This is a genomic window from Streptomyces sp. CHD11, from assembly GCF_018638295.1.
In the GTDB taxonomy this organism is placed as follows: Bacteria; Actinomycetota; Actinomycetes; order Streptomycetales; family Streptomycetaceae; genus Streptomyces.
Genome location: NZ_JABTTS010000019.1, coordinates 63000 through 81934 on the forward strand (window position 1 = coordinate 63000; position 18935 = coordinate 81934).

Annotated in this window: 19 protein-coding genes and 1 tRNA gene; 13 read left to right on the plus strand and 7 right to left on the minus strand. The window is 69.3% G+C overall.

The window, feature by feature from the left end; all coding sequences use genetic code 11:
• The first annotated feature begins 19 nt into the window (after positions 1–19).
• The 3 genes from HTV45_RS19865 (at position 20) to HTV45_RS19875 (ending at position 3127) form a co-directional block, all read left to right on the plus strand.
• Entirely contained in the window at positions 20–1225 is a 1206-nt protein-coding gene (locus HTV45_RS19865) for a DNA polymerase III subunit delta' (protein ID WP_215207160.1), read from the plus strand.
• Between the two features lie 103 nt (positions 1226–1328).
• Positions 1329–2921, plus strand: a complete 1593-nt coding sequence (locus HTV45_RS19870) for an alpha/beta hydrolase (RefSeq protein WP_215207161.1) — start codon at positions 1329–1331, stop codon at positions 2919–2921.
• A 129-nt stretch (positions 2922–3050) separates the two neighbouring features.
• Positions 3051–3127 (plus strand) — tRNA-Thr (locus HTV45_RS19875).
• 125 nt (positions 3128–3252) lie between these two features.
• Here the strand turns inward: HTV45_RS19875 and HTV45_RS19880 are convergent.
• Both HTV45_RS19880 and HTV45_RS19885 read right to left on the minus strand, forming a co-directional pair.
• Positions 3253–4911 carry a site-specific integrase gene (locus HTV45_RS19880; protein WP_215207162.1) on the minus strand — a complete coding sequence of 553 codons (1659 nt, stop codon included), beginning with the start codon at positions 4909–4911 and terminating at the stop codon, positions 3253–3255.
• Complete coding sequence (locus HTV45_RS19885) at positions 4908–5609, minus strand: helix-turn-helix domain-containing protein (RefSeq protein ID WP_215207163.1); 702 nt, start codon at positions 5607–5609, stop codon at positions 4908–4910. The genes HTV45_RS19880 and HTV45_RS19885 overlap by 4 nt, the downstream gene beginning before the upstream one ends.
• Before the next feature lie 94 nt (positions 5610–5703).
• On the opposite strand from HTV45_RS19885, the gene HTV45_RS19890 reads away from it, so the two are divergent.
• From HTV45_RS19890 to HTV45_RS19925, 8 genes are all read left to right on the plus strand, one after another.
• The gene (locus HTV45_RS19890; RefSeq protein ID WP_215207164.1) at positions 5704–5934 is read left to right on the plus strand and encodes a hypothetical protein; all 231 of its coding nucleotides are present in this window, start codon (positions 5704–5706) and stop codon (positions 5932–5934) included.
• Between the two features lie 233 nt (positions 5935–6167).
• Positions 6168–7469: a DUF3631 domain-containing protein gene (locus HTV45_RS19895; RefSeq protein WP_215207165.1), complete on the plus strand. Its 1302-nt coding sequence runs from the start codon at positions 6168–6170 to the stop codon at positions 7467–7469.
• 411 nt (positions 7470–7880) lie between these two features.
• A complete protein-coding gene (locus HTV45_RS19900) occupies positions 7881–8732 on the plus strand; it encodes a DUF2637 domain-containing protein (RefSeq protein ID WP_215207166.1) in 852 nt (283 codons plus the stop codon).
• A gap of 476 nt (positions 8733–9208) precedes the next feature.
• On the plus strand, positions 9209–9622 hold the full coding sequence (locus tag HTV45_RS35050) for a MobC family plasmid mobilization relaxosome protein (RefSeq protein WP_308309714.1): 414 nt from the start codon (positions 9209–9211) through the stop codon (positions 9620–9622).
• The gene (locus HTV45_RS19910; RefSeq protein WP_215207168.1) at positions 9619–11352 is read left to right on the plus strand and encodes a relaxase/mobilization nuclease domain-containing protein; all 1734 of its coding nucleotides are present in this window, start codon (positions 9619–9621) and stop codon (positions 11350–11352) included. Before HTV45_RS35050 ends, HTV45_RS19910 begins: the two co-directional genes overlap by 4 nt.
• A 73-nt stretch (positions 11353–11425) precedes the next feature.
• Positions 11426–11767, plus strand: coding sequence for a hypothetical protein (locus HTV45_RS19915; protein WP_215207169.1), 342 nt, complete (start codon positions 11426–11428; stop codon positions 11765–11767).
• Positions 11709–11867, plus strand: a complete 159-nt coding sequence (locus HTV45_RS19920) for a hypothetical protein (protein WP_215207170.1) — start codon at positions 11709–11711, stop codon at positions 11865–11867. The genes HTV45_RS19915 and HTV45_RS19920 overlap by 59 nt, the downstream gene beginning before the upstream one ends.
• Positions 11868–11934: 67 nt before the next feature.
• Positions 11935–12795 (plus strand): hypothetical protein, encoded by an 861-nt coding sequence (locus HTV45_RS19925; protein ID WP_215207171.1) that lies wholly within the window; start codon positions 11935–11937, stop codon positions 12793–12795.
• Here the strand turns inward: HTV45_RS19925 and HTV45_RS19930 are convergent.
• The 5 genes from HTV45_RS19930 to HTV45_RS19950 form a co-directional block, all read right to left on the minus strand.
• The gene (locus HTV45_RS19930; RefSeq protein ID WP_215207172.1) at positions 12783–13640 is read right to left on the minus strand and encodes an aldo/keto reductase; all 858 of its coding nucleotides are present in this window, start codon (positions 13638–13640) and stop codon (positions 12783–12785) included. The two genes, HTV45_RS19925 and HTV45_RS19930, sit on opposite strands and share 13 nt — an antisense overlap.
• Complete coding sequence (locus HTV45_RS19935) at positions 13574–14785, minus strand: cupin domain-containing protein (RefSeq protein ID WP_215207173.1); 1212 nt, start codon at positions 14783–14785, stop codon at positions 13574–13576. Before HTV45_RS19935 ends, HTV45_RS19930 begins: the two co-directional genes overlap by 67 nt.
• A 96-nt stretch (positions 14786–14881) precedes the next feature.
• Positions 14882–15052 (minus strand): hypothetical protein, encoded by a 171-nt coding sequence (locus HTV45_RS19940; RefSeq protein ID WP_177153847.1) that lies wholly within the window; start codon positions 15050–15052, stop codon positions 14882–14884.
• Between the two features lie 93 nt (positions 15053–15145).
• Positions 15146–15277 (minus strand): hypothetical protein, encoded by a 132-nt coding sequence (locus HTV45_RS34855; RefSeq protein WP_285899662.1) that lies wholly within the window; start codon positions 15275–15277, stop codon positions 15146–15148.
• 209 nt (positions 15278–15486) lie between these two features.
• Positions 15487–16014, minus strand: a complete 528-nt coding sequence (locus HTV45_RS19950; protein WP_215207175.1) for an ATP-binding protein — start codon at positions 16012–16014, stop codon at positions 15487–15489.
• A gap of 214 nt (positions 16015–16228) precedes the next feature.
• Here HTV45_RS19950 and HTV45_RS19955 point away from each other — a divergent pair, with 214 nt between their 5' ends.
• Both HTV45_RS19955 and HTV45_RS19960 read left to right on the plus strand, forming a co-directional pair.
• Entirely contained in the window at positions 16229–17572 is a 1344-nt protein-coding gene (locus HTV45_RS19955; protein ID WP_215207176.1) for a transcriptional regulator, read from the plus strand.
• A 77-nt stretch (positions 17573–17649) separates the two neighbouring features.
• Positions 17650–18831 carry a serine hydrolase domain-containing protein gene (locus HTV45_RS19960; protein ID WP_215207177.1) on the plus strand — a complete coding sequence of 394 codons (1182 nt, stop codon included), beginning with the start codon at positions 17650–17652 and terminating at the stop codon, positions 18829–18831.
• The last annotated feature ends 104 nt before the right edge of the window (positions 18832–18935 follow it).

The following is an 18935-nucleotide window of genomic DNA, read 5'->3' on the forward strand; positions in this document are numbered from 1 at the left end:
CGGAAGGGCGGGCTGACCCATGACCGTATGGGACGACCTCGTCGGGCAGCGGCGGGTGAGCGAGCAGCTCGCCGCGGCCGCCCGGGACGCCGACGCGCTCGTCACCGCCGCGGCGACCGGCGCGCCCCCGCCCGAGGCGTCGACGATGACGCACGCCTGGCTGTTCACCGGCCCGCCCGGCGCGGGACGCAACCAGACGGCGCGTGCCTTCGCCGCCGCGCTCCAGTGCGTCAGCCCCGACCGCGCCCTCGGCGGGATCCCCGGCTGCGGATTCTGCGACGGCTGCCACACGGCGCTGGTCGGCACCCACGCCGACGTCAGCTCGATCGCCGCCGTCGGCGCCCAGATCCTCGTCGAGGCCATGCGCGACACCGTCCGCAAGTCCTTCACCGCCCCGGCGAACGGCCGTTGGCAGGTGATCCTGGTCGAGGACGCCGAGCGGCTGAACGAGAAGTCGGCGAACGCCGTGCTCAAGGCCGTGGAGGAACCGGCCCCCCGCACCGTGTGGCTGCTGTGCGCGCCCTCCACCGAGGACGTCCTGCCGACGATCCGCTCCCGCTGCCGCCACCTCAATCTGAGTACGCCCTCGGTGGCCGCCGTCGCCGACATGCTGGTACGACGTGAGGGCATCGAGCCCGAGATGGCCGACGCCGTCGCCCGCGCCACCCAGGGCCATGTCGACCGGGCCCGCCGCCTGGCCACCGATCCCGCCGCCCGTGCCCGCCGGGCCTCCGTGCTGAAACTGCCCCTGCGCGTCGAGGACATCGGCGGTGCGCTCAAGGCCGCCCAGGAACTCGTCGACGCGGCCGCCGAGGACGCCAAGCAGCTCGCCGAGGAGATGGACGGCAAGGAGACCGAGGAGCTGAAGGCGGCGCTGGGCGCGGCCCAGGGCGGACGCCTGCCGCGGGGTACGGCGGGCGTCGTCAAGGAACTCGAGGACACGCAGAAGCGGCGCAGAACGCGCACCCAGCGCGACAGCCTCGACGTCGCCCTGAGCGACCTCACCGGTTTCTACCGCGATGTCCTCGCCCTCCAGCTCGGCTCCCGCGTCGCCATCGCCAACGCGGAGGCCGGGGAAGCGCTGGACCGCCTGGCCCGCGGCAGTACCCCGGAGTCCACCCTGCGCCGCATCGAGGCGATCGCGGCATGCGGCGAGGCCCTGGACCGCAACGTGGCTCCGCTGCTCGCGGTGGAGGCGATGACGATGGCCCTCAGAGCCGGCTGACGCCACCACGGCCCACCGCCCGGCCGTGCCGGCACGGTCACTCGTACGAGGCACCGCGTGCGCGCAGAGCACTCATCGCGTCGCTCACAGTTACCCTCGCTGCATGCACACAAGGCGCCCCCACCGCAGGACCCGTACCGGAGCCGCCCTGCTCGCCGCCGCCGCACTGCTGATCCCGGGCTGTTCCTCCGAGAGCACCGCGAGCAGTACGGCCGGCTCGGCAGCGGCGAAGGAGGAGAGGGCGGCCCTCGCTCCTCTGCCCGGCTCCACGCCCGCGGCCCTCACGCGATACCACGAGCAGAAACCGGCCTGGCGCGACTGCGGCGTCGCCGGCTTCCAGTGCGCCACGCTGAAGGCTCCGCTCGACTACGCCGAACCGGCCGCGGGTGACGTCCGCCTCGCCGTCGCCCGCAAGAAGGCCACCGGCCCGGGGAAGCGGCTGGGCTCACTGCTGGTCAACCCCGGCGGCCCCGGCGGCTCGGCGATCGGCTACCTCCAGGCGTACGCGGCGATCGGCTACCCGGAGAATGTGCGGGCCCGCTACGACATGGTGGCCGTCGACCCGCGCGGCGTCGCCCGCAGCGAACCCGTCGAGTGCCTGGACGGGCCGGAGATGGACGCGTACACCCGGACGGACATCACGCCGGACGACGAGAAGGAGACCGGCACGCTGGTCGCCTCGTACAAGAAGTTCGCCGAGGGCTGCGGGGCGGACGCGCCGAAGCTGCTGCGCCATGTGTCCACCGTCGAGGCGGCCCGGGACATGGACATCGTGCGGGCCGCGCTGGGCGACGAGAAGCTGAACTACGTCGGCGCCTCCTACGGCACCTTCCTCGGCGCGACGTACGCCGGACTCTTCCCGGACCGTGCGGGCCGCCTCGTCCTGGACGGCGCGATGGACCCCTCACTGCCCGCGCGGCGGCTCAACCTCGAACAGACGCAGGGCTTCGACACGGCGTTCACCGCCTTCGCCGAGGACTGCGTCCGGCAGAGCGACTGCCCCCTCGGCGGCGCGGGCACCAGCTCCGGGCAGGCGGGCAAGAACCTGAAGGCGTTCTTCGACGAGCTCGACACCCGTCCCGCCCCCACCGGGGACGCCGACGGCCGCCGGCTCACCGAGTCGCTCGCGACGATCGGCGTGATCGCCGCCATGTACGACGAGGGCGCCTGGCCGCAGCTGCGCGAGGCGCTGACGTCGGCGATGAAGGAGAACGACGGCGCCGGACTCCTCTTCCTCTCCGACAGCTACTACGAACGTGACGCCGACGGCGAGTACAGCAACCTGATGTTCGCCAACGCGGCGGTGAACTGCCTCGACCTCCCACCCGCCTTCGAGTCCCCCGACGACGTGCGACGGGCGCTCCCCGACTTCGAGAAGGCCTCACCGGTCTTCGGCGAGGGCCTCGCGTGGGCCTCGCTGAACTGCGCGTACTGGCCGGTGAAGGCCACTGGCGAGGCGCAGCGCATCGAGGCGAGGGGCGCCGCCCCGATCGTCGTCGTCGGCACCACCCGGGACCCGGCGACCCCGTACCGCTGGGCCGAGGGACTGGCCGGCCAGCTCTCCTCGGCCCGTCTCCTCACCTACGACGGCGACGGCCACACCGCCTACGGCCGCGGCAGCGCCTGCATCGACTCCGCGATCAACACCTACCTGCTCGACGGCACCCCGCCCAAGGACGGAAAGCGCTGCTCATAGCCGGTGCGGCCACCCCGGGGGCGGGCCGGAGACGGCCCCTCCGGCCCGCCCCCGGGGCCGGTACGAACCACCCTTGGAAACTGTGTAGACTTACCGACGTCGCTGATCGCACCATGGTGCAGTCGGCATGCCGCCTTAGCTCAGATGGCCAGAGCAACGCACTCGTAATGCGTAGGTCTCGGGTTCGAATCCCGAAGGCGGCTCCATCAAACCCCAGGTCACATAGCCCGTGACCTGGGGTTTTCTGTTGCTCGGGGCATGACGGGTCTCACGGCCGGGTTGCCGTGACTTTGCCTGCGTGAGCGATGCGTGAGCGGAGCCGCCCGGGAACCTACTTCTGGGACTTGCCGCGCTTGGGCTTCTTGGCGCCCTTGCCCGGGGCGTTCGCCTTGGTCTTCGGCTTGCCGCCCTTCGCCTTGCCGGCGTTCTTGGCCGCAGCCTTCTTGGCCTTCTCCTTCTTCGCGGCCTTGCGTGCCGCCTTCTCGGCCTCGGCCTTCCGCTGAAGGGGGACCAGCTTCGCGGTCGCCTCGGCGGCGCTCCTCCCGACCTGGGGCAGGACGCTCTGGTAGATGTCCCGAGTGATCCGGGTATCACTGTGACCGAGGGTGTCCGACACGATCTTGATGTCGATGTCAGCGGCGAGCATCAGGGTGGCGGCGCCGTGGCGGAGGTCGTGCAGACGGATCGGCGGAAGTCCGGATGCGGCGACGAGACGCTCGAAGAGATCGGTCACCTTGCCCGGGTGGAGCCAGGACCCGTCCTCCTGGGTGAAGACGTGCCCCGTCTCGACCCAGGCGGCGCCCCACTCCTGGCGGTCGGCCTCCTGCCGCGCACGGTGCCGCTTCAGGACGTCCACGGTGTCGTCGTCGAGCGCGACCACGCGATACCCGCTGTCCGTCTTGGGACCGGACGCCTCGACCCCCCAGCCGTCCTGCACGAGTTGGGAGGAGACGGTCAGGGCGTGCGTGTCGAAGTTCGTCTCCGACCACGGCTGCCCGCACGCCTCGCCACGGCGCAGGCCGCGGAAGGCGATCAGGTGCCACATCGCGTACAGCCGGTCTTCGGCGACGAAGTCGAGGAACGCGCCTGTCTGCTGCGGCGTCCAGACCATCACCGGCGACGGCTTCTCGCCCGTCTGCTCCCACTTGGCGACCCGCTCGTCCGTCCACACGAGCGCCTTCGGCTTGCGCACGGGATCGATCTCGACGTGGGCGGCGGGGTTGAAGGTGATGATCTGCTGCCCGATCGCGTCGTTCAGGGCCGCACGGAGGGTGGCCTTGACGTGCTGGCGCGTGGCGGGACCGGTGACGCGGCGGAAGGGCGGCATCTCATCGATCGCGGTCTTCATCGTCTTCCGGCGGGCGCGATTCTCCCCGCCCTTCCACGGTATGGTCGCCAACTCGTCGAGTGCGGCGCGCCGTTGAGCGTTGTCCTCCAGGATCTGGGCGTTGGCGTCGCGGATGTCGGTGAACATCTCGCTGAGGTGGCTCACGCGGAGCCGGTCCAGTCGGCGGCTTCCGATGCGAGGCTTCAGGTGCACGCGGATGTCGGTCTCGTAGCGGTTGAGACCGGACTTGCGTATGCGCTTGCCGGCCAGCCACCGGTCGAGCCACTCGGCCACGGTCAGGCTGCCGAGGAGGTCCTGGCCGGAGTTGAGACGCCGCCTCGTCTCCTCGACCTCGGGCAGAGGTGACCGCTCGCGGCTGACCTCGGCCAGCATCTCGGCGATGAGTTCGGTGCCCTCGGGGTCGTCCGACTCGGCCAGCCCGAGGAGGGCGCGCACGTGGTCGAGGTCGGCCTGGGCCGCCTTCAGGCTGCTGTACCCGCCTCGGGCGAAGGAGCGCCGACTGCCGTCCTCGCGGGGCGAGAGCTCCTGGCGTACGGAGTAGGTGCAGTGGTTTCTGCTGTTGCGCTTGGGGCAGGAGGTGCCGAGTTCCTTGCCGGTCTTCGGGTCGCGGCAGGAGCAGCGGCGGTAGGTGGAACCCTTCAAAGATCATTCTCCTCGGTGGTATCGGGATCGCCCCCGGATGAGTCGATCGCGGTGGCCACATCGGGCCACAAGGACGGGGGCGTGACGCCCTCTTGCCGGATGAAGGCGCGGATTCTGCGCAAGCTGCTGGCGGCGTCGTCGGCTGTCTCGGCGGCACGGGCCTGAGAGCGGAGGGCCTCGGCTTTACGGTCGGCGTTCGGGGCGGTCTCGGCGTGGTAGCGCGCGTGGTCCTCGTCGCGGCGCGCCTTCCGTAGTTGCTCCTCGGCAGCGTGGTGGGCGCGGAAGTAGCGGAGCATGTCGTCGTCCGTGCCGAGGTCGGTCTCCTCCCCGGTGAAGCGGCGCAGCGCGTCCAGCGAAGTGGTGGGGTGCTGAAGCGGGAGTCGCTGCACGTCGTCGACGTAGCCGACCGGGTAGACGAGGCAGATGGGCGGGGTGTTGAGCGCTTCGGCCAGGACGATGACGTCGACCAAGGGCAGGTTGGAGCGGCGTCCGGACTCCATGTTGGCGATGACGTTGCGGGGGATCGGGTGGCCGATCTCCTCGCACTTGTCGGCCAAGTCCTGTGCACTCCAACCCAGTTCCTTCCGTCGTCTGCGGACTTCGGCGGCCACGGTGGCCATGACCTGATCCACCCACTCCGGGACGTCGTCCTCGTCGTCGACCTTCTTGGATCCAGGATCGCTACGGCGTTGTGTCATTTAGACACAGTAGCTCGCTTAGCGTTGATTCCAAGACCTGGAGACGGACGCGATGGGCGCGTTCGCCGTGGGCTCAGTCATGGATGGAGCACGCATGCGCGAGAAGGAAGAGGCCGGCCGAGCGAAGGGGATGAGCCGCGAGGAGCTCCTTGAGCTTCCCGCAGCCGTTGACCTGGAGACGGGCAATCGGGCGCTGGGGCTGGGGAGGAGCAAGGGGTACGAGCTCGCCAAGCGTGGCCAGTACCCGTGCAAGGTGCTCCGTCTCGGAAACGCCTACCGGGTGGTGACCGCAGACTTGTTGGCCCTGCTGGGGCTGGCAGCGTGAAGCGCCTGACGCGTAGCAGATGGTTCTGCGCTGAGCTGACACAGAAATGCTGGACTGTGGCACGGCGTGGACGTACTGTCCGTGGTCGCTCGCGGTGCCGAGAGACCCGCGAGAAGAGGGGGAGCCTCCGGCGGTGCAACGCCGGAGGCCCCGAGACTCCCCAGCAATCCCGTGAGAACCGACCCGGCGGCAGGGGTGTGCAAACCCGAAACCGTCAGACGAGGAGCCGCCCAGTGCAACCCGAGAACCCCGAGTCCTATTCCGCCCCCGCACGAGCGGCCTGGCCCGCCACAGCCATCCCCGGCCGGCCCGGCGCCCACCTGAGTCCCGCGCAGGCCGACGGCAGGGTGGACCCGAGCGACGGTACGGCCGATGACAGCGCCAACGAGGCGGACCCGGCGATCGGCCTGGAGGCCATGCCCGACGCTGAGCCGACGGTCGGCTCGAAGGCTCTGGACGAGCTGCGCTCGCAGATAGCCCGGTTCGTGATCCCGCCCTCCTCTGAGGCACTGGACGCGATCACTCTGTGGGTGGCAGCGACACATCTCCAGCCGGCGTGGCAGCACGCCCCTCGGTTGGCAGTGGTGGGGCCAGCGAAGCGCTGCGGCAAGTCGCGGTTGCTGGACGTGCTGACCGAGACGGTCCACGAGCCCATGCTCACCATCAACACCACACCGGCGGCCATCTTCCGCTCGATCCACGAGGACGAGCCGCCGACGTTGCTGGTGGACGAGGCCGACACCATCTTCGGCCCCAAGGTCGCGGAGAAGAACGAGGAGACGCGCGGCCTGCTCAACGCCGGCCATCAGCGGGGGCGGTACGTCACCCGGGTCGTCGGCAATGATCACACCCCGCACAAGTTCGCCACCTTCGCGATGGCGGCCATCGCGGGAATCGGGGACTTGCCGGACACGGTCATGGACCGGTCGGTGGTCATCCGAATGCGGCGCCGGGCCGAGGGTGAGAAGGTCAAGCCCTTCCGCTCCCGCCGGGACATCCCGGCCCTGCACGAGCTGCGCGACCGCATCCACGCACTGGCCAGGCCGCTGCTGGAAGACGCCGCGAACCTGGAGCCGAACATGCCGGTCGAAGACCGCGCCGCCGACACATGGGAGCCCTTGGTGATCGTCGCTGACCTGGCGGGTGGTCGCTGGCCCCGGCTGGCGCGGATCGCCTGCGCGCGGATGGTCGCTGCCGAGGTGGCGGCAGAAGAGGACCACCCCAGTGGGGCGCGCATCCTCGCCGACATCCGTCGGGTCTTCTTCGCCCAGAGGGAGGCGGACAGCCTCTCCACCGAGGATCTTCTGCACTACCTGAACGCGGACGCCGAAGCCCCGTGGGGAGAGCGAGGGCGCTACGGCCTGACCGCCCGCGAACTCGGCGCGATGCTGCGCGATTACGACATCCGGCCCGGCAATGTACGCATGGCCGACCGGTCTCAGCGCAAGGGCTACATGCGCCACAAGTTCCTCGACGCGTGGCGGCGGTACTGTCCGGCCGTCCACCCAGTCGACGCCCGTCGCAGCGAGAGCTGATCCGCGGCTCCTGGTTGCCGTACTTACCGTCCCTGCCGTGATCTCGCAGGTCAGACAGCGCACCGGCAAGACGTCAGCCAGGGGCAAGACGGCAACGCAGGCGTTTCCAGGCGTGATGCCCGCCGGAGACGTTGCCGAAATCCGTCTTGCCACGTCCCAGGCGTCCATGCCGTATCGCCGCAGCTCACAGCCCTGCCTACCGGGACGGACAGTGCTGCGCAGCCGTCCCTTCAGGGGACACACCGATCCAAGCAAGGCCCGTCCCGAAGGCACCGCGTTCTTGTCCCGACTCGGGACGCCAGCACCCGCCGGGACGGCACATCAGGAGAGCTGCCGTCCCGCCCTGACCTGCACGTGCAACGGCCGAGACGGCAAAGACGCCGCACACCACTACCCCCAGGAGCCCTCCGCTTGACCACTCCGCCCCTCACGCAAGCCCCACAGCCGCACGATGAAGTCCCCAGCGAAGGGCGACCGAACAGGAAGGCTGACGCCGAGCAGTTCGCGCTCGGCGCGGCCGGCATCGTCATCGTCGCCCTGACCGCCGGAGCGTTCTGGCTCTCCTACGCGCACCTGGCTGACGTCGCCGGCCAGCACGGGCTCGGGGCGTCGCCCATTCGCCGCTGGGCCTGGCCCGCCACCCTGGACGCGTTCATCGTCGCGGGCGAACTGCTCATGCTGCGCGCGGCACTGCGCCGCGTCACGGACCCGTGGGCGATCGCCGTGACCGCCGTCGGATCGGTCGGCTCCATAGCGCTGAACGTCGCCGGGGTCAGCGGCACGGGCACCGCCCACACTGTCCCGTTCCTCGACTACGTGGTCGCCGCCGTCCCTCCGGCCGCCGCGATGGTCGCCTTCGGCGTCCTCATGCGACAGATCCACCAGCTCGTCGCACCGTCCGACGACTCTCCGAACACCGGTTCCGTACAGACGCCGGAGCAAGCGGTCGGCGACTTCAGTCACAGCCACCTGCCAGACGCCGCTTCTGCCGGTTCACGAGCCGCCGGCGGTGAGCGGACGGAACCCGCGGCACAGGTTCCGGAGGGCAAACCGAGCGGTGGCCGTCCGGCGAAGGCGACCATCGCGGAGCTGGCGGATATCGGCCGGGCCGCCGGTCACCAGCACGGCAAACTCACCCGCGGCCTGCTCCGAGCGGCAGTGAAGGACCGGGACCTGACGATCGGCAGTGAGCGGCAGACCGAGGTGATGGAACTGCTTCGGCCGGAACTAGAAGCCGCCGGGATCGAGGTCTCCAAGCGCTGACCGCCGCCTGCTCGGGTGACCGGAACCCTTCCGGTCACCCGAGCAGACGGCCAACCGCCCAGCCAATCTCCACACCCTGTGGACAGCACGACGACCTTGCCGGGCAGGCATCCCCGCTCAGCCTGCCGGCCGTACCTGGAGCAGCTTTCTTGACGCACGACGAGCACCCGCCTGAAGACACGGACGCTGAGACACCTGGGTCGTCGCACTCCCCAACGCTGCTGGGACGTCTGCGGCGGGCGTTCGGACGGACGGCCCCTGGCGGAGCCAGTAGTACCCCGAGTCCGACTCAAGGTCGGTCTTCGGGGGTCTCCGCCCCGGGGGCGGCGGAGACGGCCCGGCACCAGGGGGCGCCGAACCGTGAGGTCGAGGCCGAGGGCGGCCGCGACCTGGACACGCTTCACACCGCACAGCGCGAGATCCTCCGCCCCATTCGCGATGCCACGACCGCTGCCGGCGAGCCCGTCGTGAAGAGCGTGCAGCCTACGATCCGCCGCTTCACCGGTGACAAACGTGACCAGCGCATCGGCCCTCTGCGCTTCACCGTCGACGAGCTCTCCGCACTTGAGGTAGCTACCGCCGAGCACGGCTACAAGGGCGAGGGCGGCTTCGCTGCCGACGTGGTCGTCGCCTTCATCAGCGGACGGTTCACCGCAAACTTGCCCCTCTCCGAGGACCGTCGCCGCACCCAGCACTTCCGCGCCCAGGTGCTGCGCCAGCTCAACCGCATCGGCGTGAACATCAACCAGATCGCTCGTGCCTTGAACAGCGACCTCACCCCACCCGACATCCGCCAGCACCTCGTTGAACTCCAGATGCTGCTGGAGCTGATCGCCGAGACCCTGCGCGACCCCGCCGGCCCGGTGGAAGGGGAGGAAGCAGCCGCATGATCGCCGCTATAAAGCCGGCCGGTTCCAACACCCGGGGACTGCTCGCCTACCTCTACGGCCCTGGCCGCCAGGACGAGCACTTGGACCCGCACATCGTCGCGGGCTTCGCGATGCTCGGCATGCCCGACCCCGGTCGCGACGAGAGTGCCACTCTGATCGAACTCGCCCGCTACCTCGATGAGCCCGTGTGCCTGCGGAACGGTGAGTTCGGGCGCAAGGTTACCGATCACGTGTGGCACTGCCCCGTGCGGGCGGCCCCTGAAGACCGCTACCTCTCCGACGTCGAGTGGGGCGAGATAGCCCGGCGCGTCGTCGAAGCCGCCGGCATCGCCCCACCCGGCGACGACCTGGCCTGCCGCTGGGTCGCCGTACGCCACGCTGACGACCACATCCATATCCTCGCCACCACCGTCCGCGAGGACGGCCGCCGACCCAAGCTGCACGACAGCGGGGTCCGTGTCGGCGATGTCTGCCGAGAGATCGAGAAGGACTACGGACTTCGGCAGCTGAAAAAGGGGGATCGCACCGCCGGCCGCCGACCCAGCCAAGGCGAGATGCACAAGAGCGAGCGCATGGGCTGGGAGCAGACCAGCCGGCAGTGGCTCGAAGACTCGGTCCGGGCCGCCATCCCGCACGCCCGAGATGCGGAAGAGCTCCTCGCTTACCTCGAAGCTCAGGGCGTGGCCGTGAAGCTTAGGCGAGGGCCGACCGGTGATCTGCTCGGCTACGCGGTCGGTCGACCCGGTGACCTGAACAAGGCCGGAGAGCAGATCTTCCACCCAGGCGGACGGATTGCCCCCGATCTCTCACTGCCCAAGCTGGCGGCCCGCCTGGAGGGCACCGCCCCGGAAGAACACCCCACCGCCCGACGCGCCCGCCCTGACACCCCCTGGCAGCAGGCCGTCGAGGCGCTCGACACCCTCCACGTCGGTCTCGTCCGAACCGACGGCGACGGCGATACGGAATCGCAAGCCCAGGGGCACATTGCCGCCCTCGGAGAATTGCTCGAAGCCACAGTGCAAATGGCTCCCATGCCGCTGAGGGCTGACCTACGCGCCGGTGCCAGAGAGTTCGCCCGTGCTCAGCGCTCCAAAATCCGTGCCGAAGACCGCGTCGCCCACGCCGTGCGTTCTGCGGCACGCGACATCGTGCACACGGCCACAGGCCCAGACGGCAGCGCATTGGCTGCTCTGCTAGCAGCCCTCGTATGGGCCACGATCATCGCGAAGCGCTGGCACGAGGCCATGGGACACGCCCAGCAGGCGGAGGCCGCCTACCAGGCTCAGAGCCACCTCCAAGCTGCGGCGGACACGGCGGCTGCTCCGGTGCTCGCCAACCTCGGAGCTCGTAGCCCGCGAGAGGAGAACCGTCGGGTTCTTGCCCACGATGTTCGAGCGGCCGTCCCTGACCATGCGGACCGCATTCTCGGGGACGATACCTGGCCCGCCCTCGCCGCTCTCCTAGCCGATGCCGAAGCCCTCGGCCACAAGCCGCACCAACTCATTAAGGAAGCTGCTGCACAGCGAGAACTGGATACGGCACGTCAGCCGGCTCGGGTCCTCATCGCCCGCATCCAGCACACGGGCCGAAACGCCGCTCCGAATCGTGTCGCCGAAGCCGCCCGCCGACGCACCACGGTCGCCTGGAGCCGGGCGGGGGCACCACAGTCGCCGATAGAGACGAGCACTCGTGCTGAGGCTCCGGACCGAGGCAAGTCCCCTCGTCGGTAGCGGGGCGGCGAGGACTGCAGGCCGCCTGTCAGTGAGCATCGCAGTACGTCCAGTGGCCGAGAGGGAGACGCCCATGGATTTCGACGAGTACAACACCGCGTATCTGCTCTACGCGCCGGCGAAGAACCCGCAAGGGTGGAATCTGGATCTGGCCGACTTCGGCCAGGCGCTCGACGACGCCTTCCCCGAGGTCCGCTACCGACAGGAGGACGGGCACCCGGTTCGCCTGTCCTTCTGGGCGATGACGGCGGAGGGAGAGGAGTTCGACGGATTCGCCGACAATGAGTCTCGCGACACGATCGCCCTAAGCTCGACCACGGTCGACGAAACCGCCTCATTCATCCTGTGGCTTCGCGATGCGTACGTACCTGCCGGCCCCCGACCTCATCCGCTTCATCTCCGAGCTCGCCTATGAGCGGGACATCGACACCGACTGGCGCATCCCGGCCGGCGGAGACCACGAGCGGGTCGCGGACGAGCTCAAGCAGCACCTCCAGGTTGTCGTCGGCGGCTGACAACGGGGGCAGCGCGGCCCGCTCAGGACGCCGGTGTGCCGGGCGGCTCGCTGCTACGGTCGCTCGCATGACTCTCTCGGTCCCCGCCGGTCGCGCTGTTGATCTACGAGTCGAGTCGGTCGACGAGGTGCTTGCGTACGTTGAGCGATCGCTGCAGACACGCCTCGATCCGAGCCCCGTGGTGCGTAAGCGCAGATCCGTGGGGGCTCGGACGGACCGTGACACCTGGGTTCGGGTCGAGCGGCGTCGGCTCGACAAGATCGGCGATCAGGGATGGAACGGCACCGAGTGCGCCGCCCGCCTGCAGGGAATCGCTCAGCCTGAGTGGCGAGGGTGCGTCGTCTGGCGCGACCCCGACGACTCCGTGATGTGGCGGGCGGACGAGACGGACCTGCTGCCCGGAAGGCCGATCGGGACCGCCGTACTGGGGGAGGACCCCGAGCTGCCCGACGACTGGTGGCAGGCGTTCAACACATCACTGGACTCGCTAGCAGCACAGATGACGAACCGGGTCGCCACTCCGGACACCGACACCATCACCCAAGACCTCGTCACCGAGTCCATTTGTGGTGCCGTACCCGGAGACTTCGACACCACCATTGAGCAGTGGGTGCCGGCGCACGCGGACCTGAACTGGGCCAACATGACCGGGCCGGTCTTCTGCCTCTTCGACTGGGAGGACTGGGGAAACGCCCCGCGAGGGCTGGACTCAGCATCGCTGTGGGCGAGTTCGCTCGTCATCCCGGCCCTGGCCGATCGCGTGCGGCGGGAGCGGCACGCGGACTTCGCGAGCCGGGATGGCAAGCTGATGACGCTGTTCGCGTGTTCGAAGATCCTCGGACCGGACGCGCACCCACAGGATCCGCGACGGGAGCCGGCCCGCCGGATGGCTGAGGAGATCGTTCAGGAGCTTCTTCAGACTGGCTGAGTGGTGGTGTGGTCGCGGAGAAGGCGCCGGTATTCACCGATCACCCGCTCGTCGGGCTCCGCGGCCAGAGCGCCCAGCAGCTCCCCCAGGTGCGCTGGTTCGTCCGTACCGACGGCCATACTGCTGACTTCGGGCAGCCGGTAGGCGACACGGAACGCGGCCTGTGTGCGGGAGAGCCCGACGCCGTTCCGGAGGAAGACCCGAGGGTCGATCCGGCTCCAGACCGGGGCCCTGACGCTGCCGCCGAAGGGGCTCATTCCCCGCACCGATGCCCGATCCAGGCCCCAGGCCGTCGTCAGGGCGCCGGTGGCATCCAGCGTCCTGGAGCCGACCAGCAGGCCGGCGCGGACCATGAGTACGGAAGGCTTCGGCATGGTCGCCTCGACCAGGAGTGGCAGTGACGTTGGGTCCCAGGTCGCGATGCCCCAGGTACCGCACAGTCCCCTTCTTGCAGCACGGGAGAGGGCTGCGCACGCCTTGGCCAGACGATCCCGTGACCGCGTGCTGTCCGCCGGTAGGGAGTGCTCGGGATTGTGCAGGAACACCAGGTCCGGTTCCCTCTCGAGACCCCGTACCGCATGTTCCACAGCGACGTACAGCCGTACGGGGTCAAGCGAGTGCTCGACCCCTCCGGCGCCAGGAAAGTAGCCCACCTTCGTGGAGAGTGTGAACTTCGGCAGCAGGTCACCGGCAGTGCGTGCCAGGACCTCGTGGGAGCGGAAGCCGAGGTAGTTGGCGCTGGTGTCGATCGCGGTGACGCCGAGGTCCAACGCCCCGGTTAGGAGACAGCGTTCGTGACGAGACCTGTGTAGCCCGAGGACAACTCGGGGGTCAGAGTCGCGCACATCTCCTCCTTCACCAGGATCTCGGCCACCTCCACCACTTCGGTTCCTACGAGGGCCGCCGCCGGGTCCAGGGGGACGGGACGGCCGCTCAGCAGCAGGCGCAGCGCCGGAACGGCCTTGGTGGCGAGGGTGAGCTTTTTGCCCGAGGCCACGACGTCGACTGTCTCGCCGTTCTCCTGGAGTCGGGGCGGGAAGTGCGTGGTGCACACCACGGCGTCGAGCGAGCCCAGGACGTCGAGGAACGGCACGTGTCGGGGCAGCGCCGCCGCCTGCTCGTACGCTGCCAGGAAGTCGGCCGGAGAACGTTCTCCGACCAGGCGGGTGGCGGCTTCGGCCAGGGCCTCGCTGCGGGCTCCGTCCGGGAGGCCAAGTCCGTGGCGATCTAGGTCGTGGCGGAAGATCTCCTCCTCGCGGCACCAGTCGGCCAGCCATGCCAGCCAGCTCGCGCCGGTGCGCTTGGTGATGCCGAATGTGACGTGGAGGCTCTTGCCGGCGCCGCTGCCCGCCCGGGTCGCCTGGTGCCAGTGGCCGCGGGGGATGTGCATGACGTCGCCGGGCCTCATCACGCCGGACCAGACGATCTCGTCGGTCGGGGTGGTGTTGGGGTCGGCGTCCCGGTACATGGGTGCCGTTCGGGAGGTGCCGCGAACTTCCCACTCCTTCTCGCCGGCGAGCTGGACGATCACCACGTCGTGGTCGTCCCAGTGCAGCGGGAATCCCGAGGCGTCGTTCGTAGTCAGGTACGCGTTGACCTGAACTCGCTCGTGCGACCACCACTGGAGTGCGCGGCAGGCGACCTCCATCGTCGGGTCGAAGGTGTTGAGCTGGTCGAGGATGAGCGTGGCGCCCTCGTCGAGCAGTCGGCCGAGACTGCGCATGTTGACCATGGGGATGCTCTGTCCCCGCGGGCTGACGCTGTCTGTGTAGTAGATCGCCGGGTGGACTTCCTCACCCTGCTGGAAGCACCGGAACTGCGGACGGTTCAGGCTCCGGCGCATCGCGATGTCGAGCAGGCGGTTCGGGGTCAGGATGCGGGAGACGAGCGCGGGATCGCCCAGGTTGCCGCGAGTGAAGCCCTTGCCCAGCTCCTCCACCCCGGTCCAACCCAGCGCACGCTCCATGGCGCCGACCAACTGGTGTTCCATCACAGTCTCCTTGAGTAGTACGGCTTCAGTCGTGCGATGACGCGTACGTGGCGGGGACCGACACAGCGGGCCGGGTCGGTCCCCGCCGCGCTGGTGCTACTCGATGTCGGTCAGGTTTCCGTCCCCTCCCGGCCAGGGCGCGTCGCCGGAGTTGCCCTGGTTGTCGGACCGGAGGCTGTCGTACCGGTCATGGACGGCGGTCAGTTCCTCCACCGCCACCAGGAGGCCACTCGGGGCCGGCGGCGTTGTCGTCGTGCTCTGTACCACCTCGTGCTCCTTCCTTTTCGGGTTCTCCCGGCCGGGGTTCCGGCGGGAAGTCTGTGATCGGGGAGCTTTCGGTGGTTCGGTCACGCCACGCCCTCAGCGCCGCGGAGGACCGGGCGTGGAGGGCGTGACGGGCAGAGCAGCTATGTCGCGGCGGATGTTGGATTCCAGGACCCGCTGGTCCAGCTCGTACAGGCAGGACCGGCAGGAGTAGAGGTCCGCGTGCATCCCGCTGGAGCACACAGGCCCGATCCACGTCACCTCGACGTCCGGCCGTCCGCACCAGAGCCAGCACCGACCGCTCGGCTCCCACGCGTGGCGGTCCCAGAGCGCATGAGCTGTGGGCTCACCCGTGGACGGATCGATGTCTCTACGAGTCGGCCTGAACACCACACCGGACTCCGGCAGACGAGCTGGCCCTCCCGCGTGGCGGCCCATCAGGCCGTCGTCGAGTTGTGCGCCTCGGACCCGGATCGGGCACGAGGACCCGGCCTGGCCAGGAAGAACCGGCGCAGAACAGCGGCGCGAACGGCAGGAGCTGCCCTGGGGAGAGCCAATTCCGCCCAGACTCGCTTGCTGTGTTCTCCGGGCTCCCACCCTGACCGGACCGCAAAGAAGCCAACCAGCCCGAGTCCGCGTCCGCCTTCAGCACCCAAAGCCGGTTGTTCGACCTCCGGCATCGCTTCGCTGCTGTCGAGCACGCCGATGACCAGGCTGCCCGGCTGATGGCACAACTCCACGGTGACGGGGCCCACCCCATGGAGCACGGCGTTGGTGACCAGCTCGGAGACCACAAGGCGGATCGCGTCCGTCGTCTCGTCATCCAGGCGAACGCCCCACGCCCGAACCTTGTCCACGACCATGCGCCGGGCGGGAGAGACCTCCTCCTTGATACCCGAGAGAACGAATCGAGTGACGAGGGTGGGCATGGTGAACGCCTCCGAAGGACTGGAGAGCGGCTCCATGCCCGATAGGGGGCGCAGACATGGAGCCGCCGATCTGGGAAACCGCCCGAGCAGTGACGCCCTGCGCACTGCCCCTGTCGGCTGACACCAAGTCAACGTCCTGACCTACAAGCCCGGAACGTTTCCAGGGGGTTCCTCTTGGGGACGCCCTTCCCTGCGCGCACAGGACCAGTAGCCTCGGAGCAACGCCGCGAGCGATGACGGGAGTGATGACGTGCCCGGTGAGCCGTTAGCCGTCCACCCGCTGACCTTCGTCCGCCAATCCCGCGGCTGGGGCAAGGCGGAGTTCGCCCGCCTTATGCAAGCCCACGGAAAGTTGCTCGGAATCCCGCTCGCGACCAACCGCACCACCGTATGGAAATGGGAGCAGGGCCAAGAGCCTGACGCAGACGCGCAGCGCGTCCTCGCAGACCTTCTGCGCGTCCCGAGCGAGCATGTAGAGGCCGAGCAGTGGCCGCGCTGGCTGCCCGTATGGGAGGTGACCGGGCTCACCGCTCCCTGGAACGAGGCCGGCACTGTCGAGACTCTCGATGACCTGGTGGGTAGTGGCCGCCTGGACCGCCGGGGGTTCCTCACCATCACCGGCGCCGCCCTGACCGGGCTCGCGGCAAGCTGGGCCGAGGCACCGTCCGCCTTCGCCTCGGCACTCAACGGCGATCGCGTCACCGACACGATGGTCTCGACGATCGAGCAGCGCATCACCACACTCCGCACGCTCGACGACCAGCTCGGCGGCGCCCGGCTCCTGGAACAGTCACGCGGCGACTTCGCCCTGATCACCGGCCTCCTGAGCGCGGGCCGGTACACGGACGAGATCTGTCTTCGCCTCTACGGGCTGGCGGCACAGGTCTCGCATCTGACCGGCTGGATGGCCTATGACGCCGGGCTCCGGTCCGCAGGACAGCAGTACTACGTAGGGGCACTGCGCAGTGCCCGCACCGCCGGCGACGACGCCTTCGGCGCCTTCGTCCTGGCAGAGATGGGCGTCCACGTATCCGAAGCCGGCCGGACCGCCGAACGCGTCGACCTCATCTCCACCGCCATCGACAACGCCCCTCGTACCCTGTCGCCCTACACCCAGTCCTTCCTCCACCTGCACAAGGCCGAAGCGCTCTCCCGCGACGGCGACCACCAGCGCGCCGGCACAGCACTGAACCGCGCCGTCTCCTACTGGGACCGTCACACGGAGGGCGAAGACCCGGACTGGCTCGACTGGTTCGGCGAGGCCCAACTCAAATCGACCGAGGGCAAAGTGCTGCTCCGCGCAGGCCAAGTGGAGGCGGCGACAAGCCTGTTGGAGATCTCGGTTCAGAAGGCAACACCCCGAGACAGGGCCGTCCGGTCCAGCCGCCTCGCCGAAGCCCGACTGGCCGGCCACGACCTGGACGGGGCACTCGACGCGGCGAACCACGGCGCCTCACTCCTCGAAGACAAGGTCAGCTCCGTACGGGCACTGGATCGCCTGAAGGAGTTCGCCGAACGGCTCGAATCGCACAAGGCCGTCCCAGCAGTCTGCGAGTTCCGCGATCGCCTCCAGGCTCTGTCCGCCGCGTCCTGATCCACACACCCTGCGCTCGGGTACGGGAAGCAGCCCGGTTTCTGGAGATGGGCGAGTGGAGTGCCACGATAGGCGGCATGACGACATTCGGCGGTGACATCGCGGCCGGGTTCGAGCCCGTAGGCGAGGCGTTCGCGGAAAACTTCGCCCAGCACGGAGACATCGGCGCGGCGGTCTGCGTGTACAAGGACGGTCGGCCAGTGGTGGATCTGTGGGGTGGGATCGCCGACCGTGACACGGGTCGCCCGTGGGAGCGGGACACCCTTCAGCTCGTCTACTCGGCCACCAAGGGGGCGACCGCGACCGCCGCGCACATGTTGGCCCAGCGCGGCCTGCTGGACCTGGACGCGCCAGTGGCCGAGTACTGGCCGGAGTTCGCCGCGAACGGCAAGGGGGACATCCCGGTGCGCTGGCTGCTGTCCCACCAGGCCGGCCTCGTCACGTTGGACAGCCCGGTCCCACTGTCCGAGGCCCTGTCCTGGCACCCCATGACGGCCGCACTGGCCGCGCAACGCCCCGTGTGGGCGCCCGGGACCGCGCACGGCTACCACGGCCGAACCTGGGGCTGGCTGGTCGGCGAGGTGATCCGCCGCGTGTCCGGCCGCACTCCCGGCGGCTTCTTCGCCGACGAGATCGCCGCGCCCCTCGGCCTGGACTTCTTCATCGGCCTGCCGGCGAACGAACGCCACCGCGTGAGCCGCATGGCGTACGGAAAGCCGAACGTAGACCTCACCACCCTGCCCCCGGAGTCTGTCCCCGAAGAACTCCGCGAGCAGGTCGCCGCCTGGCGCGACCCGAACTCCTTCAGCAACAGGGCGTACGCGGTCACGGACCCCGCCGCGATCGACTTCGACTCACCCGAGGTGCAGGCCGCGGAACTGCCAGCCTCGAACGGCATCGGCACGGCGCGCGCCCTGGCTCGGATGTACGCGGCGTTGATCGGCGAGGTGGACGGCGTCCGCCTGCTCAACCCGGAGACCGTCGCGTCTGCAGCTAAGGAGCAGGCGGCCGGGATGGATCAGGTGCTGGTGGCACCGAGCCGGTTCGGGTCCGGCTACCAGCTGCCCACCGAAGACAACCCCATGAGCGGACCGAGCGCCTTCGGCCACAACGGCCGAGGTGGCTCCCTCGCCTTCGCCGATCCGGAACACGGCATCGCCCTCAGCTATGTAATGAACCACATCGTCAGCGGTTCCGATGACATGCGCGCGGGGGCGCTGGTCGACGCAGTGCGCAGGTCGCTGACGGGACCAGGCTGAGAGTCTCATTGGGGAGTCAGATGCGCAATCGCCGGCATTTGCAGATCCGAACGACTACGTCGATAACGGAGGCAGCGGCAGCGCAGGTTGATACCCGGCGTATG

Coding starts and splice junctions, on each gene's coding strand:
- HTV45_RS19865 (WP_215207160.1), top strand. CDS start 20: ATGACCGTATGGGACGACCTCGTCGGGCAGCGGCGGGTGAGCGAGCAG.
- HTV45_RS19870 (WP_215207161.1), top strand. CDS start 1,329: ATGCACACAAGGCGCCCCCACCGCAGGACCCGTACCGGAGCCGCCCTG.
- HTV45_RS19885 (WP_215207163.1), bottom strand. CDS start 5,609: ATGACACAACGCCGTAGCGATCCTGGATCCAAGAAGGTCGACGACGAG.
- HTV45_RS19890 (WP_215207164.1), top strand. CDS start 5,704: ATGCGCGAGAAGGAAGAGGCCGGCCGAGCGAAGGGGATGAGCCGCGAG.
- HTV45_RS19910 (WP_215207168.1), top strand. CDS start 9,619: ATGATCGCCGCTATAAAGCCGGCCGGTTCCAACACCCGGGGACTGCTC.
- HTV45_RS19915 (WP_215207169.1), top strand. CDS start 11,426: ATGGATTTCGACGAGTACAACACCGCGTATCTGCTCTACGCGCCGGCG.
- HTV45_RS19920 (WP_215207170.1), top strand. CDS start 11,709: ATGCGTACGTACCTGCCGGCCCCCGACCTCATCCGCTTCATCTCCGAG.
- HTV45_RS19925 (WP_215207171.1), top strand. CDS start 11,935: ATGACTCTCTCGGTCCCCGCCGGTCGCGCTGTTGATCTACGAGTCGAG.
- HTV45_RS19935 (WP_215207173.1), bottom strand. CDS start 14,785: ATGGAACACCAGTTGGTCGGCGCCATGGAGCGTGCGCTGGGTTGGACC.
- HTV45_RS34855 (WP_285899662.1), bottom strand. CDS start 15,277: ATGCACGCGGACCTCTACTCCTGCCGGTCCTGCCTGTACGAGCTGGAC.
- HTV45_RS19950 (WP_215207175.1), bottom strand. CDS start 16,014: ATGGAGCCGCTCTCCAGTCCTTCGGAGGCGTTCACCATGCCCACCCTC.
- HTV45_RS19960 (WP_215207177.1), top strand. CDS start 17,650: ATGACGACATTCGGCGGTGACATCGCGGCCGGGTTCGAGCCCGTAGGC.